Source organism: Actinomadura sp. WMMA1423 (genome assembly GCF_006547145.1).
Classification (GTDB): Bacteria; Actinomycetota; Actinomycetes; order Streptosporangiales; family Streptosporangiaceae; genus Spirillospora.
On sequence record NZ_CP041244.1, the window covers coordinates 7804087 to 7818054 of the forward strand.

Below are 13968 nucleotides of genomic sequence, written 5' to 3' on the forward strand. Positions count from 1 at the left end.
GCTGAACGTTCAGTCAGGGAACGTTCAGGCCCCAGGACACGAGGACTTCGGGCGGTGAGTGTGGCGGGCGACTCCGAACCGAAGGGAGGCGCACGATGGGAGCGCCCGAGACGAAGAGGATCCCGCCGAGATGGGAGGCGCCGCACTCGGCGGCCCGGCCTGGCGTGTCGTGGGTGGCGGGGTGATGAGCGGCGACCTGGCCGTGGTCGGCGCGATCACGTTGCCGGGGGTTCGCCAGTCCGTCGGGAACGCGCGGCGGTTCCTGCGGGACGTGCTGCCCTTGGGCCATCCCGGGCTGGACGACCTGATGACGGTCGGCAGCGAGACCGTCTGCAACGCCATCCTCCACACGGCCTCGGGTGACGGCGGCTGGGTGACGGTCAGCCTCTTGGCTGGAGAGGGCGTCCACCGCCTGGAGGTCGCCGACGACGGGGCGGACGGCGGGCGCCCCTGCGTCAAGGCGGAGGGCGGCGCCGAGAGCGGGCGCGGGATGCGGATCGTCGAAGCCCTCTCGGACCGCTGGGGGTACCGGACGGACGGGGACCGCACGATCGTGTGGGCGGAATTCCGGTTCGCGAACTCGTTCGGAAACCCCGACATGGGGCTGTCGCGGGGCTCTTCCACGCTGCTGGCAACAGCCTTCCAAGGAGGAGACCAATGACTGTTCCCGCGTTCAACACCGTCACGTGGTTCCAGGTCGGCACCGACGCGCCGGAGGAGGCCCGCCGCTTCTACGGGGACATGTTCGGCTGGCAGTTCGCGATCGACCCCGACAGCGACGGCTACGACCTGGTCAGCTACCCGGGCGCCGAAGCGCCGGCCGGCGGCATCTCCCACGAGCCGGACGCGTCCCGCAACCACGCGATGTTCCTGGTCCTCGTGGAGGACGTCGACGCCGTCTGCGACCAGACCGTGAAGTCCGGCGGCAAGGTCGCCATGCCGCCGCTGACCACCGCCAACGGCCTCAAGTTCGCCTACCTCCAGGACCCGTCCGGCAATACCTTCGGCGTGTTCACCCCGGCCGCGTCCTAGAGGCGGACATGGTGAGGGCCCCGAGGCGAACCTCGGGGCCCTCACCGGGTGGTGATCGCGGCCTACACCTCCGCGATCCCCGCCCGGCTCGTAACGGGGGTTCCAGGGGGTCGCCCCCCTGGGCTAGCACAGCTCAGGCGTCGCCGCCCGTGTTGCTTTCCGCGCTGCCCACGCCGCCCGCGAAGACGTCGCTGACGGTGGAGTCCAGCTTGTAGCGCCGGATCGCCTCGGCGAGGGTCTCCGGCTTGACCTCGCCGTGGCGGGCGAGGCGGGTGAGCACCGCGAGGACGATCGACGCGGCGTCCACGTTGAAGTACCGGCGGGCGGCGGCGCGGGTGTCGGAGAAGCCGAACCCGTCTGTGCCGAGCGAGGTGTAGTCCCCGTGGACCCACGGCGCGATCTGGTCGGGCACGGCGCGCATGTAGTCCGACACCGCGACGATCGGCCCGGCGACGTTGTCGAGGACCCGGCTGACGTACGGGACGCGCTGCTCGGCGTCGGGGTTCAGCAGGTTCCAGTCGTCGCAGTCGCGGGCCTCGCGGGCCAGCTCGTTCCACGAGGTGGCCGACCAGACGTCCGCGGCGACGCCCCAGTCCTCGGCGAGGAGCCGCTGCGCCTCGATGGCCCACCGGCCGCCGACGCCGGACGCGAGGATCTGCGCCCGCGGGGCCTCGCCGTTCCCGGAGGCGACCTCCGGGGCGGCCTTGTGCCGGTACAGGCCCTTGAGGAGCCCGTCGACGTCGAGGTCCTCGGGCTCGGCGGGCTGCTGGTAGGGCTCGTTGTAGACGGTGAGGTAGTAGAAGACGTCCTCGCCGTTCGGGTGCTCCTCGGACGACCCGTACATGCGGCGCAGCGCGTCCTTCACGATGTGGGCCAGCTCGAACGCCCACGTCGGGTCGTAGTGGACGCACGCCGGGTTGGACGCCGCGAGCAGCGGGGAGTGGCCGTCGGCGTGCTGGAGGCCCTCACCGGTGAGCGTGGTGCGGCCGGCGGTGGCGCCGAGCAGGAACCCGCGGCCCATCTGGTCGCCGAGCGCCCACATCTGGTCGCCGGTCCGCTGGAACCCGAACATCGAGTAGAAGATGTAGACCGGGATCATGTGCTCGCCGTGCGTGGCGTACGCGGTGCCCGCCGCGATGGTGGACGCCATAGAGCCCGCCTCGCTGATGCCCTCGTGGAGCATCTGGCCGCTTTCGGCCTCCTTGTACGACAGCAGCAGTTTGCGGTCCACCGCGTCGTAGGTCTGCCCGTGCGGCGAGTAGATCTTGGACGTGGGGAACAGCGAGTCCATGCCGAACGTGCGGTACTCGTCCGGGGCGATCGGTACGAACCGGGCGCCGATGTTCTCGTCCTTGATCAGGTCCTTGAGCAGCCGGACGAACGCCATGGTCGTCGCGATGTTCTGCTTGCCGGACCCCTTCTTCAGCTCGCTGTAGACGGGGTCGCCGGGCAGCTTGAGCGGCTTGGCCCGCACGACCCGCTTCGGCAGGAACCCGCCGAGGGCCGCGCGGCGCTCGCGCATGTACTGGATCTCTTCGGAGTCCTCGCCCGGGTGGTAGTAGGGCGGGAGCGGCGCCTCCAGCGCCGAGTCGGGGATGTCCAGGTAGAGGCGGTCCCGGAACTCCTTCAGCTCGGCCTTGGTGAGCTTCTTCATCTGGTGGGTGGCGTTGCGGGCCTCGAAGTCCGAGCCGAGCGTCCAGCCCTTGATGGTGTGCGCGAGGATCACGGTCGGCTGCCCGACGTGCTCGCGGGCCGACTTGAACGCCGCGTAGACCTTGCGGTAGTCGTGCCCGCCGCGCGACAGCTTGCGCAGCTCGTCGTCCGACAGGTGCTGGACGATCTTGCGCAGCCGCGGGTCGTCGCCGAAGAACTTCTCCCGGATGTACTCGCCGGACTCGACGGTGAAGGTCTGGAACTGGCCGTCGGGCGTCGTGTTCATCTGGTTGACCAGGACGCCGTCGACGTCCTGCGCGAGCAGCGGGTCCCAGTCGCGGCCCCAGATGACCTTGATGACGTTCCACCCGGCGCCGCGGAAGTACGACTCCAGCTCCTGGATGATCTTCCCGTTGCCGCGCACCGGGCCGTCGAGCTGCTGGAGGTTGCAGTTGACGACGAAGGTGAGGTTGTCGAGCTCCTCGCGGGCGGCCAAGCCGATCGCGCCGAGCGACTCCGGCTCGCCCATCTCGCCGTCGCCGAGGAACGCCCACACGTGCGAGCGGGACGTGTCCTTGATCTTGCGGTTGTACAGGTACCGGTTGAACCGGGCCTGGTAGACCGAGTCGATCGCGGTCAGTCCCATGGAGACCGTGGGGAACTCCCAGAAGTCCGGCATGAGCCGCGGGTGCGGGTAGGACGACAGGCCGCCGCCGGGGTGCGAGTGCTCCTGCCGGAACCCGTCGAGCTTCTCCTCGGGGAGCCGTCCCTCGAGGAACGCGCGCGCGTAGATGCCGGGGGCCGCGTGGCCCTGGATGAACACCTGGTCGCCGGACTCGCCGTGGTCCTTGCCGCGGAAGAAGTGGTTGAAGCCCACCTCGTAGAGCGAGGCGGCGGAGGCGTAGGTGGCGATGTGGCCGCCGACGCCCAGCTCGGGGCGGTTCGCCCGCGACACCATGATCGCGGCGTTCCAGCGGATGTAGGCGCGGATGCGCCGCTCCACGTGCTCGTCGCCGGGGAACCAGGGCTCGGACTCCGGCGGGATCGTGTTGATGAAGTCGGTGCTGCGCAGGCCGGGCACCCCGACCTGGAGCTCGCGCGCCCTCTCCAGGAGCCGCAGCATCACGTAGCGCGCCCTGCCGCGGCCCTCGGTCTTGATGACCGTGTCCAGCGACTCCAGCCACTCCCGGGTCTCGTCCGGGTTGATGTCGGGCAGCTGGCTCGGCAGCCCGTCGCTGATGATCGAAAAGCGTTGACGTCCGGAAGCCACGGGGTCCCCTCTGTCCTTACCGTCTGTGCTGGTCAGACCTGGGCCGCCGCACGGGAGGCCACCGGTCCCGGCAGACTGTTCGTCGCCTGGGTTTGTGATCCATCGTCGCCGCTAATGACGGCTAACGCATCTCTACCAACCAGTAACCATTGTCCCCGGTCAGCGCGGGGGCCGACCCGGTGCGACCACCTTTTTCACGGTGCCGGGAGATTCCCCCTGACCGGGTCCGGGGAACGTATGAGGCTGGGTGCGGGTGGGGCCGCTGCGACGAGCGCCCGCCCGGCAGGGCCCGCCCGGAGGCGGACGAGCGAGCTTGGGGGAAGCATGAACGGAAAGATCGGGGACCGGCTGCACGTCCACGGCAACGTGGTGGGGCAGCCCGACCGCATGGGCGAGATCATCGAGGTGCGGGGCGGCGACGGCGGCCCGCCGTACCTGGTCCGCTTCGACGACGGCCACGAGGCCCTCGTCTACCCGGGGCCGGACGCGGTCATCGAACCCCGCACGAAGGCGTCCCGCTAGCCGCGCGGGCGGGTGCGGATCCGTCGGGGCGCGGATGCGTCCGGTGCCGCGGATGGGGTAGACACGGGATCATGGAGAGCACCGTGGTCCGGGTGGCCACCGGTACGGGCGAGGCCGTCCACGACATCACGGCGGAGTGCGAGCGGTTCGCCGCGTCGGCGGGCGGGGACGGGCTGCTGCACGTCTTCGTCCCGCACGCGACCGCCGGTGTGGCGATCATCGAGCTGGGCTCCGGCAGCGACGACGACCTGCTGGCGGCCCTGGGCGACCTGCTGCCTGCGGACGACCGCTGGCGGCACGCGCACGGGTCGCGGGGGCACGGGCGGTCGCACGTCATGCCCGCCCTCGTGCCGCCGTTCGCGACGCTGCCGGTCGTCGGCGGGCGGCTCGAGCTGGGGACCTGGCAGTCGGTGGCCCTGGTCGACCTCAACGTCGACAATCCCGATCGGCAGGTTCGGCTGTCGTTCCTCAAAGGATGATGAGCGAAGCGAACCGGGCGCGGAGGGTCCCTCCACGTGGTGCGGGGACGCGCGTGGGAGCGGGCTTTCCGCTCGGTGCGGGGTTGAGCTGGGTGAACCGCCGGGTGCGGGACGCCGCCTCCCTGCCGGGTACACACTTGGGGGAGCGGTTGTCACGGTGGGTGGGCGTGCAGTGACGGGGATCTTCGTAATCGGGCCAATGGGGTCACCAAAAGCCGGGAAGACACTTGCGCAAGGGGCCCTCACTTGTGTGGACTGTCCGGCAAACACCGCACGGGTGCGGGCAGGCCGTCCCCTTCGGGGGGCCGAGAGCCGCAAGGGCCCGGACCATGCGGACTGACGACAATGGGAGGACTTTCGTGAGCGCGACCGCGGGTCAGGCGCAGTCTGAGCGCAGCCTGGCCGAACGGCTCGGCCTGAAGGCGGGCCAGGTGGTGCAGGAGATCGGCTACGACGACGACGTCGACGAGGAGCTCCGCCGCTCCGTCGAGGAGCTCACGGGCAACGAGCTGGTCGACGAGGACTACGAGGACGTGGTCGACATCGTGCTGCTGTGGTGGCGCGAGGAGGACGGCGACCTGTTCGAGGGCCTGACCGACGCCATGATCCCGCTCACCGGCGGCGGCAACATCTGGCTGCTGACGCCCAAGGCGGGCCGGGACGGGCACGTCGAGCCGAGCGACATCGGCGAGGCCGCGCAGACGGCCGGCCTGTCGCAGACCAGCAGCGTCAGCGCCGCCAGGGAGTGGTCCGGCACGCGGCTGGTCGCTCCCAAGGTCCGCAAGTAGCGCCGGGGCGGGGGCATCTTGGCGGTCAACGCAGGCGACGCCGCACCGGACTTCGAGCTGAAGGACCAGCACGGCGCCCCGGTGAGGCTGTCGGACTTCAGGGGCGGCAAGAACGTCGTCCTGGTCTTCTATCCGCTGGCGTTCAGCGGTGTGTGCACGGGCGAGCTGTGCGCGCTGCGCGACGATCTGTCCGGCCTCGTCGCCGGGGCGGGCGCCGACGTGCAGGTGCTCGCGGTCTCGGTCGACTCCATGTTCGCGCTGCGGGCCTGGTCCGACCAGGAGGGCTTCGGCTTCCCGCTGCTGGCCGACTTCTGGCCGCACGGCGCGACGGCCCAGCTCTACGGCGTGTTCGACGAGGCCAGGGGCGTGGCGTTGCGCGGCACCTTCATCATCGACACCGAGGGCGTGGTCCGCTGGAAGGTCGTGAACGCGATCCCGGACGCACGCGACATCGACGAGTACCGCAAGGCGCTCGCCGGGCTCTGAGCGAACCGGACCGGTTCCGGCGGCCATCCGGACCGGATGGCCGGAACCGGCCCCCGCACCCCTGGAGGTGTGATGCCCTGCTTCCGCTGCGGGGCGCGGCAGACCGACCCCGTGCGCGGGGCGAGCCCGTGGAAGCGCGGGGTCCGGGCGGACCACCAGGTCCTGATCTGCCCCCGGTGCCAGACCGCCCACGACTGGGCGGACGCTCTGGACCGCTGCTCGGAGTGCGCCTCGGCCGCGCTGGTGTGCCGGCTCGGCGAGGTGGAGTGCCGTGACTGCGGTCACACCCGCGACGCCGTCCGGGAGGAGCCGGGCGAGGCCGACCTGGTGCACTCGGGTGCCCAGCCGCCCGCCGACGGGGGCCTGTCCGAGGAGGTCGCGGCGGCGCTGTCGCGCGTCCTGAAACGGGGTCCCGCCCTCTGAGGAGCCGTCCCGCCCCTCGGAAAGGCCCGGCCGGATCCGGACACGGCCCCGCGCCGGATCCGGAGACGGCCCCGCGCCGGATCCGGAGACGGCCCCGCGCCGGATCCGGAGACGGCGCCTGCCCGGACCGACCTGCTACAACTCCGGTCATTTCAGGCTTGACGCGGCATTTTGCCTGCTGGGACGCTTCGCGGATGCCGATCGTGCTGATGCGCCTGGTGCACCGGATCACCGGGCGGACGTGGCGCGTGCCCGCGCTCGTCCTCCTCACCGCCTTCGTGGCGGGCTGGCTGCTCATCGCGGTGTTCGAGGAGCCGGGCGCCGACATCAAGAAGCCCCACCAGTACATCTGGTACTTCCTGGTCAGCGGCACGACCACCGGCTACGGCGATCTGGCCCCGAGCACGGTCGGCGGCCGGATCGGCGGCGTGCTCGTCATGATCGCGGGGCTCACCGCGGGGCTGGTGATGTTCGCCGAGCTGACGCTCTGGATGGGGAAGGGACGGACCATGAGGGCCAACGGCCAGGCGCGGCTGCACAGGCGACGGCACATCGTGATCGTCGGTTACGACCGCGACGGGCTGGTCGCCATCATCCGCCAGCTGCGCGCCGACCGGCAGTTCGCGAAGACGCAGGTGGTGACCGTCTTCTGGCCGGGGGAACTGGCGGGGGAGAACCCCGACCCGCAGCTGTACGACGTGGTCGTGTTCGACGACACCGCCTTCGAGCGGGCCTGCCTGGAGCACGCCCGGACCGTCCTCGTGGTCGGCCGCAACGACGACGAGACCGTGCGGGTGATGCTGACAGTCGAGGCCTACCTGCGGCGCAACGGCGACCCGCCGGTCCACCTGCTGGCCGGGGTGCGCGACGGCGGGCGGCGCGCCGAGATCACCGAGGCCCTCCGGCTGGTCGGCGAGAACATCGAGCCGGTCGACATCGACGACCCCGCGGTGACCGCGGCCGCGATCCGCGACCCGGGCATCGCCGCGATCTACCACGACCTGGCCAGCACGCTCGACAGCGACGGCACCCTCTACCGCGTGGACGTCCCCGAGGGCGCCGGCGAGTGGACCCGCCTCGACGTCGCGGTCTTCCTCCTCCGCCGGGGCAACACCCTCCTCGCGGTGGGCGAGTCGCACCGCCCCGACGCCCGCTTCCGGCTGACGTCCGCCCCCGACGAGAGGATCCGGGGCGGCCAGTCGCTCGCGGTCGTCGCCACCGACCGCCCCGAGATCCCCTGGCAGGAGCTGTAAGGAGCCGGGAGGGCGCCCCTCGCGCCCGCTGAGGGCACCCTCCCGGCGGCCGCGGACGTGCGGCCCGGGGCACAGGTCCAAGGCCCCGGGGCCTCCCCGCACGCACGCGGAGTCTCAACCGTGTCTCCTACGGGGGCGGCCACCCGCCCCTTCCGGTTCGCCGGCGCTCATGCGTGATTCTTGGGGGCGGCCCCCACACCCCCCGTTCGCTCGCGCTCATGCGTGTTTCTTGTGGGGGGCGACCCCCCACGCCCCCCGGTTCGCTGGCGCTCATGCGTGTTTGTTGTGGGGGGACGCCCCCCGCACCTTCCGGTTCGCTGGCGCTCATGCGTGTTTGTTGTGGGCGGGCGAACCCCCACGCCCCCCGTTCGCCGGCGCTCATGCGGCTTGGCGGTGGTCGGCGTCGAGCAGGTGGTAGAGCAGCAGCAGCTGGGTGATGGCGAGCGGGTCGCTGGTGCCGGTGTCGCTGATGCGGCCGAGGGCGTCCGGGTCGGGCAGGGCGGCGCCGGCGCGGGGGCCGAGGCGCTCCCAGATGGCCTTCTTGACGACCTGCGACTCGTCCGGCGAGACGTACCCGTGGACGTGCAGGGCGTCCACGGGACGGCCGTCGGTGTCGCGGTGGAGGCGCAGGTGCATGGCGGTCTCGGCGTCGCTCGGGCCGCTCTCCAGGACGTCGGCCAGCTCCGGATGGTCGATCGTCGGGCGCAGCAGCAGCTCGGCCGACAGCGGCGTGCCGGGCGGGTCGAGGCGTCCGGCGACGGGCGCGAACCGCACCACGATGTCGGCGTGCTTGCGCTGCGGCCGGATGTAGGCGGCGCTCTCGGGCTCGCGCCGGTCCAGCTCCGCCATCACCTGCTCGGGGCTGTAGCCGCGCTTCTCGCAGTCGCGCCTGACCTTCCATGAGTGCCGCAGCGGCTCCGGCGGGTCCAGGTAGACGGTGATGTCGAAGCACGCCCGCGCCAGCCGGGTGTGCAGCGGGAGCAGCCCCTCGACGATCACGAAGTCGCGGGGCTCGACCAGCTCCGGCCGGACGAGCTCGCCGGTCGCGTGGTCGTAGACGGGCTTCAGGATCGGCTCGCCCATCGACAGCAGCTGGAGGTGCTGCTCCATGATGTCGATGTGGTTGCAGTCGGGGTGCAGCGCCGTGAACGGCTTCCCGGCCCGCTCCGCGCGGTCGTAGCGGTGGTAGTCGTCCACGCAGACCGCGGTCATCCGGTCCGCCCCCAGGCACCGCACAAGCCCCCTGGTCAAGGTGGTCTTGCCCGCCGCGCTGTCCCCCGCGATGGCGAGCATGACGGGGCGGCGGCCCGACCCGCGCGCCCGGAGCATATGCACGATCCGATGGGGCACTGGCTCCTCCGTCCTGCGGAATTCAGTTTTCGCTGTGCAGCCTAGGCGGGTTCGCGCGGCGGCTCGTCCCCCAATCAGGTGAGACCGGGGGTGAAACCTCGGGAGGCCTTTCCCGGGCGCGGCTACTGGTGAGTAGCTTCCGGTTGTTATCGTGCCGGAATGGGTGTCCCCGTACGCGTCGTCCTGGTCGACGACCACGAGATGATCCTCGCCGGGCTGACGGCGATGCTGGCCGGTTTCTCCGGTCGGGTCCGCGTCGTCGGGCAGGCGGGGACGGGGGACGAGGCGACCCGGCTGGTCACCACGCTGCGCCCGGACGTCGTCCTGCTGGACGTCCGGCTCGGCCCCGAGAGCGGCCTCGACCTGTGCCGCCTCATCACCGGCCGCGTCCCGGAGGCCCGGGTGGTGTTCCTGTCGGTGTACGACGACGAGCAGTACGTCTTCGAGGCGCTGCGCGCGGGGGCCGGCGGCTACCTGCTCAAGCGGGTGGACGGCCCGGAGCTCGTCCGGCGGCTGGAGGAGGTCGCGCAGGGCGAGACGGTCATCGACCCGACGCTCGCCGGGCGGATGGCGGTCACCGCGGCCCGGCTCACCCGCGGCGAGTTCTGGCCCGGCGCCAACCGCGGCCTCACCCAGCGCGAGAGCGAGGTGCTGTCGCTGCTGGTGGGAGGCCTGTCGAACAAGGCGATCGCCGCCCGGCTCGTGCTCAGCGAGGAGACCGTCAAGAGCCACCTGCGCGCCCTGTACCGCAAGCTGGAGGTGGCCGACCGGTCGGCCGCGATCGCCGTCGCGCTCCGCGAGGGGCTGTTCCGGTGACCGGTGTCCGCCCGCTGGAACTCCTCGCCGGGCGCGGGGCCGACCTGCTCGTCCGCGTCGCGGGCGTGGCCTGCTCCGACCGCGAGCTGCCGCGGATGGCCGAGAAGCTGGCCGAACTGGTCGTGCGGTCCGCGCGGACGCTGACCTTCTGCGACGTGTACGTCCTGGACGACGAGGAGCGCGTCCTCGAATGGCGGGGCGCGCCCGTCGCGCTGGGGGAGGGCGAGGTCGGCTGGGTCGCGGCGCACGGCCGCGCCCGCACCCACCCGGACGGCCGGGGCGCCGCGATCCCCGTGCACGGCGACGGGATCGTGATCGCCGTCGTGGACGTCCGGTCCGCCGGCCCGTGCCCGCCCGACGACGTCGCGCTCGTCACCGCGCTCGCCGGGCTGTTCGCGCCCGTGCTGTCCTCGTGCCGCCGGCTGCGCACGGCCCGCGAGCGCGAGCACGCGGCCGAGCGGTTCGCCGAGCGGGCCGTCGAGGCGCAGGAGGCCGAGCGGTCCCGGCTCAGCCGGGAGATCCACGACGGCATCGCCCAGCGGCTCGCCAGCCTCGGCTTCCACCTGTCGGCGGCCGAGCGGGCGCTGCCCGAGCACCATCCCGAGGGGCTGGCGCAGATCATGATGGCGCGGCGGCTGTGCGAGCTGGCCGCGGCCGAGACCCGCGCGGCGATCGGGGGGCTGCGCCCGCCCGTCCTGGACGACCTCGGCCTGTCGGCGGCGCTCGCCACCCTCGCCCGGGAGGCCGGGGACGACCCCGGGCCGCTCGACGTGACGGTGACCGTCGAGGGCGAGCTGGAGGACGAACTGCCCGACCACGTCCAGACCGCCCTGTACCGGATCGCGCAGGAGGCGGTCGGCAACAGCCTGCGGCACGCGTCGGCGAACCGCGTCGACCTGCTGCTGGAGCACTCCAGCGACCGTGTCCGGCTCAAAGTGGCGGACGACGGGGTCGGCTTCTCGATGGGGGACGTCCTGGCGCGGGGCGGTCGGGGCCGCCGGCCCGACTCCTACGGGCTGCGCGGCATGCGGGAGCGAGCCGAACTGCTCGGCGGCCGGGTCGCCGTGACGAGCCGCCCCGGCGGGGGCACCACCGTGGAGGCCGTGATCCCCATCCCCGGCCGCCGCCCCTGAAGCCGGGTCCTAGGGACGCTCGAGAAGTGGCCTCGGCCACGCGCGCGAACGCGTGACCTGGCCGGTGGAGCGAAGCCGGAGGCGAGCGGAGCCGGGCGGATCGCGAAGCGATGCCGCGTTCGCCCAGGCACGGTCACGTAGCGAGCCGCTAGGCGAGCGAAGTGGGCCGGGACTGTAGTAAACACAGCCGCCAGGCGAGCGAAGTGGGCCGGGGCTGAGTAAACACAGCTCAGCCGGCGTCGAGGACGCGGAAGGTGATCCCGGCCTTGACGAGTCGCTCGATCAGCGCGTCGCCCATCGCGGCGGCCGTCGTGACCTGCCCGGACGTCTTGGGCAGGTCGTCGTGGGCGAGGCACAGCGCCGACTCGGCGAGCATCTTCGCCGTCTCGGTGTAGCCGGGGTCGCCGCCCGCGACCTCGGTCACGACGCGCCTGCCGCCGCCCTCTCCGACGAACTTCACGCTGAACCAGTTGCGGGCGCGGCGCTCCTCCGACGGGCCCTCGCCGGGCGTCCGGAGCCGCAGGAGGAGGTTCCGGGTCGGGGGCAGGGCCGCGAGGGCGAGCAGGGCGCCCGAGCCCGCCGCCATCCCCGCCGCCGTGGCGAACCGCTTGACCGCGACGTAGTGGCCGTAGGAGAAGTCGGGCCCGTACCGGTCGAGGGCCGCGGCCGACCGGACCACGATCTGCGGGTCGATGGTGGGCAGCGGGAGCGTCCACCCGCCCCCGACGCGGGCCTTCGGCGCGGGGCGGCGCGAGATCCGCACGGTGCGCCCGGCGGGCCCCTGCTCCACCTTGCGGCGCTCGCGCTCGGCGCGCATCATGCCGGCGGCGTCCCCGAAGATGCCGACGGCCGAGTGCAAGGTGCCGCCCGAGGCGTCCCCGCGCACCCGCAGGAAGCCCTCGACGTGCAGGGGGACGCCCTCGGGGAGCTGCTTGACCGTGAAGTAGGCGCCGAGGTCGTGCGGGATCGAGTCGAACCCGCAGGCGTGCACGATCCGGGCCCCGCTGCGCACGGCGGCCTCGTGGTACTTCACGTACATCCGGTCCACGAACGTGGGTTCGCCGGTGAGGTCGACGTAGTCGGTCCCGGCGCGCGCGCACGCCGCCACCAGGGGCTCGCCGTACTTGACGTAGGGGCCGACCGTCGTGATGACGACCCGCGCCGACTGTGCGATCTCCTCGATCGACGCCGTGTCGGTGGTGTCGGCGTGCAGTAGCGGGAGGTCGGCGTATGCCCCGTCCAGTTCCGCCAGCCTGTCGCGCACGGCCGCGAGCTTCGCCTGGTTGCGCCCCGCCAGCGCCCAGCGAGTGCCGGGACCGGCGTGCCGGGCGAGGTACTCGGCGGTGAGGGCGCCGGTGAAACCGGTGGCGCCGAACAGGACGACGTCGTACGGGCGGTCGGCGGTCATGGGGCCCCCTTTCACGAGTCCGAACACGATTCTGTCGTGTTCGGGGCCGTTCATGCGCACCGGCCCGCCGATGTGAGGGACCGCACTCCTCTAGGGTTGCTCCGATGACGCGAATGGTGTGGGTATGACCTGGCTCGCCGTGATGATGGACGTGGTCGCCGCGGGCTTCCTCGTGAGCTTCGCGGTCCTGCTGGCCCGGCGGAGCGCCACCCCGGCCGCCGAGGGCGGGCGGTCCGCCGCCATGGTCCTGATCGCCGTCAGCCTGGGCCTGCTGTCGGTGTCCCTGTGGAGCCTGCCGTAGGTGCTGTGCCTGCCGTAGGCGCGGTGCCCGCCTTAGGCGCTGTGCCTGCCGCAGGTGCTGTGCCTGCCGTAGGTGCTGTGCCTGCCGTAGGCGCTGTGCCTGCCGTAGGCGCCGGGCCTGCCGTGGCGGGGTGCCAGCCGGGGGCCTCCAGCAGGTGCCTGACGAACAGCAGCGTCGTCGCGGTCGGCGCGGCGCCCGCGACCGCGTGCCAGGGCCGGTCCAGCGGCATCCCCGGCGCGTCGACCACGACGAGCCGCCCGGCGTCCAGTTCCGCGCCGACGGCGTCCCGCGAGACCAGCGCGACGCCGAGCCCCGCCGCCGCGCCCGCGATCACCGCGCCGTTCGAGCCGAGCACGAGCCGCGGCGGCGCCGCCTCCCGCTCGGCCAGGTAGGCGTCCGCGCTGGCCCGCGTCCCCGACCCGGGCTCGCGCATCACCCACGGCGTGCGGGCGAGGGCGAACCCGGACGCGAGGTCGGGCGCGCCCACCACGACCAGCTCGTTCGACCGCCTGGCCAGCACGGTCGCCGCGACATCGGCGGGCGGCCGGCCCGCCAGCACGAGGTCGGCCTCGTGCGCGGCGAGGCTGCTCCACACCTGGCGGCGCGGCCCCACCTCCAGGGCCAGCTCCACGTCCGGCCAGCGCGCCCGGAACGGGGCCAGCAGCTCGGGGAGGATCTGGTCGGCGGCCGTCGTCACCGCCGCCAGCCGCAGCGGCCCCCGCCCCGGGTCGGCCGCGCCGCGCGCCGCCGCCCGCCCCTCCTCCAGCAGCCCGAGCACCCGCCGCGCGTACCCGGCGTAGACCGCGCCCGCGCCGGTCAGCCGCACGCCGCGCCCCTCCCGCCGGACGAGCGGGACGCCGAGCTCGCGGGTCAGCGCCGCGACCGCCGCCGACACGGCCGACTCCGTCACGTACAGCCGCCGCGCCGCCGCCCGCACCGACCCGGTGTCGGCGACCGCGACGAGCGCCCGCAACCGCGCCTCCGTCACGTCCCGCCTCCTCGTTCAACTGAATGCTCAACGGTCACCGTAGAACACTTGATGGACACCGCAAGT

The 13968-nt window shown here is 72.7% G+C and carries 15 protein-coding genes; 11 read left to right on the forward strand and 4 right to left on the reverse strand.

Annotated features, from left to right (window positions below):
- Nucleotides 1–130: 130 nt before the first annotated feature.
- Both FKD65_RS36210 and FKD65_RS36215 read left to right on the forward strand, forming a co-directional pair.
- Nucleotides 131–661: an ATP-binding protein gene (locus FKD65_RS36210; RefSeq protein ID WP_141583349.1), complete on the forward strand. Its 531-nt coding sequence runs from the start codon at nucleotides 131–133 to the stop codon at nucleotides 659–661.
- Entirely contained in the window at nucleotides 658–1032 is a 375-nt protein-coding gene (locus tag FKD65_RS36215) for a VOC family protein (protein WP_141583351.1), read from the forward strand. Before FKD65_RS36210 ends, FKD65_RS36215 begins: the two co-directional genes overlap by 4 nt.
- Before the next feature lie 133 nt (nucleotides 1033–1165).
- Here the strand turns inward: FKD65_RS36215 and aceE are convergent, their stop codons facing one another.
- Nucleotides 1166–3955: a pyruvate dehydrogenase (acetyl-transferring), homodimeric type gene (gene aceE / locus FKD65_RS36220; RefSeq protein ID WP_141583353.1), complete on the reverse strand. Its 2790-nt coding sequence runs from the start codon at nucleotides 3953–3955 to the stop codon at nucleotides 1166–1168.
- Nucleotides 3956–4279: 324 nt separating this feature from the next.
- On the opposite strand from aceE, the gene FKD65_RS36225 reads away from it, so the two are divergent.
- The 6 genes from FKD65_RS36225 (at nucleotide 4280) to FKD65_RS36250 (ending at nucleotide 7906) form a co-directional block, all read left to right on the forward strand.
- On the forward strand, nucleotides 4280–4477 hold the full coding sequence (locus FKD65_RS36225) for a DUF1918 domain-containing protein (RefSeq protein WP_141583355.1): 198 nt from the start codon (nucleotides 4280–4282) through the stop codon (nucleotides 4475–4477).
- A 71-nt stretch (nucleotides 4478–4548) separates the two neighbouring features.
- Nucleotides 4549–4956 (forward strand): YjbQ family protein, encoded by a 408-nt coding sequence (locus tag FKD65_RS36230; RefSeq protein WP_141583358.1) that lies wholly within the window; start codon nucleotides 4549–4551, stop codon nucleotides 4954–4956.
- Nucleotides 4957–5315: 359 nt separating this feature from the next.
- Complete coding sequence (locus FKD65_RS36235) at nucleotides 5316–5744, forward strand: DUF3052 domain-containing protein (protein WP_141583360.1); 429 nt, start codon at nucleotides 5316–5318, stop codon at nucleotides 5742–5744.
- 18 nt (nucleotides 5745–5762) lie between these two features.
- Nucleotides 5763–6230, forward strand: coding sequence for a peroxiredoxin (locus FKD65_RS36240; RefSeq protein ID WP_141583363.1), 468 nt, complete (start codon nucleotides 5763–5765; stop codon nucleotides 6228–6230).
- A gap of 72 nt (nucleotides 6231–6302) precedes the next feature.
- The gene (locus FKD65_RS36245; RefSeq protein WP_141583365.1) at nucleotides 6303–6653 is read left to right on the forward strand and encodes a hypothetical protein; all 351 of its coding nucleotides are present in this window, start codon (nucleotides 6303–6305) and stop codon (nucleotides 6651–6653) included.
- 194 nt (nucleotides 6654–6847) lie between these two features.
- The gene (locus FKD65_RS36250) at nucleotides 6848–7906 is read left to right on the forward strand and encodes an ion channel (protein WP_141583367.1); all 1059 of its coding nucleotides are present in this window, start codon (nucleotides 6848–6850) and stop codon (nucleotides 7904–7906) included.
- Nucleotides 7907–8284: 378 nt separating this feature from the next.
- Here FKD65_RS36250 and FKD65_RS36255 read toward each other — a convergent pair whose 3' ends face one another.
- A complete protein-coding gene (locus tag FKD65_RS36255; RefSeq protein ID WP_240809766.1) occupies nucleotides 8285–9256 on the reverse strand; it encodes a phosphoribulokinase in 972 nt (323 codons plus the stop codon).
- A 159-nt stretch (nucleotides 9257–9415) separates the two neighbouring features.
- On the opposite strand from FKD65_RS36255, the gene FKD65_RS36260 reads away from it, so the two are divergent.
- Both FKD65_RS36260 and FKD65_RS36265 read left to right on the forward strand, forming a co-directional pair.
- On the forward strand, nucleotides 9416–10072 hold the full coding sequence (locus tag FKD65_RS36260) for a response regulator transcription factor (protein WP_141583369.1): 657 nt from the start codon (nucleotides 9416–9418) through the stop codon (nucleotides 10070–10072).
- Nucleotides 10069–11205 (forward strand): GAF domain-containing sensor histidine kinase, encoded by a 1137-nt coding sequence (locus FKD65_RS36265; protein WP_240809767.1) that lies wholly within the window; start codon nucleotides 10069–10071, stop codon nucleotides 11203–11205. The genes FKD65_RS36260 and FKD65_RS36265 overlap by 4 nt, the downstream gene beginning before the upstream one ends.
- Nucleotides 11206–11434: 229 nt before the next feature.
- On the opposite strand, the gene FKD65_RS36270 is transcribed toward FKD65_RS36265, so the two are convergent.
- Entirely contained in the window at nucleotides 11435–12613 is a 1179-nt protein-coding gene (locus FKD65_RS36270; protein WP_141583371.1) for a trans-acting enoyl reductase family protein, read from the reverse strand.
- Between the two features lie 124 nt (nucleotides 12614–12737).
- Between FKD65_RS36270 and FKD65_RS44570 the strand changes: the two genes are divergently transcribed.
- Complete coding sequence (locus FKD65_RS44570; RefSeq protein WP_168221293.1) at nucleotides 12738–12914, forward strand: hypothetical protein; 177 nt, start codon at nucleotides 12738–12740, stop codon at nucleotides 12912–12914.
- On the opposite strand, the gene FKD65_RS36280 is transcribed toward FKD65_RS44570, so the two are convergent.
- Nucleotides 12871–13902, reverse strand: coding sequence for a LysR substrate-binding domain-containing protein (locus tag FKD65_RS36280; RefSeq protein ID WP_205718371.1), 1032 nt, complete (start codon nucleotides 13900–13902; stop codon nucleotides 12871–12873). The genes FKD65_RS44570 and FKD65_RS36280 overlap by 44 nt on opposite strands.
- Nucleotides 13903–13968 lie beyond the last annotated feature (66 nt).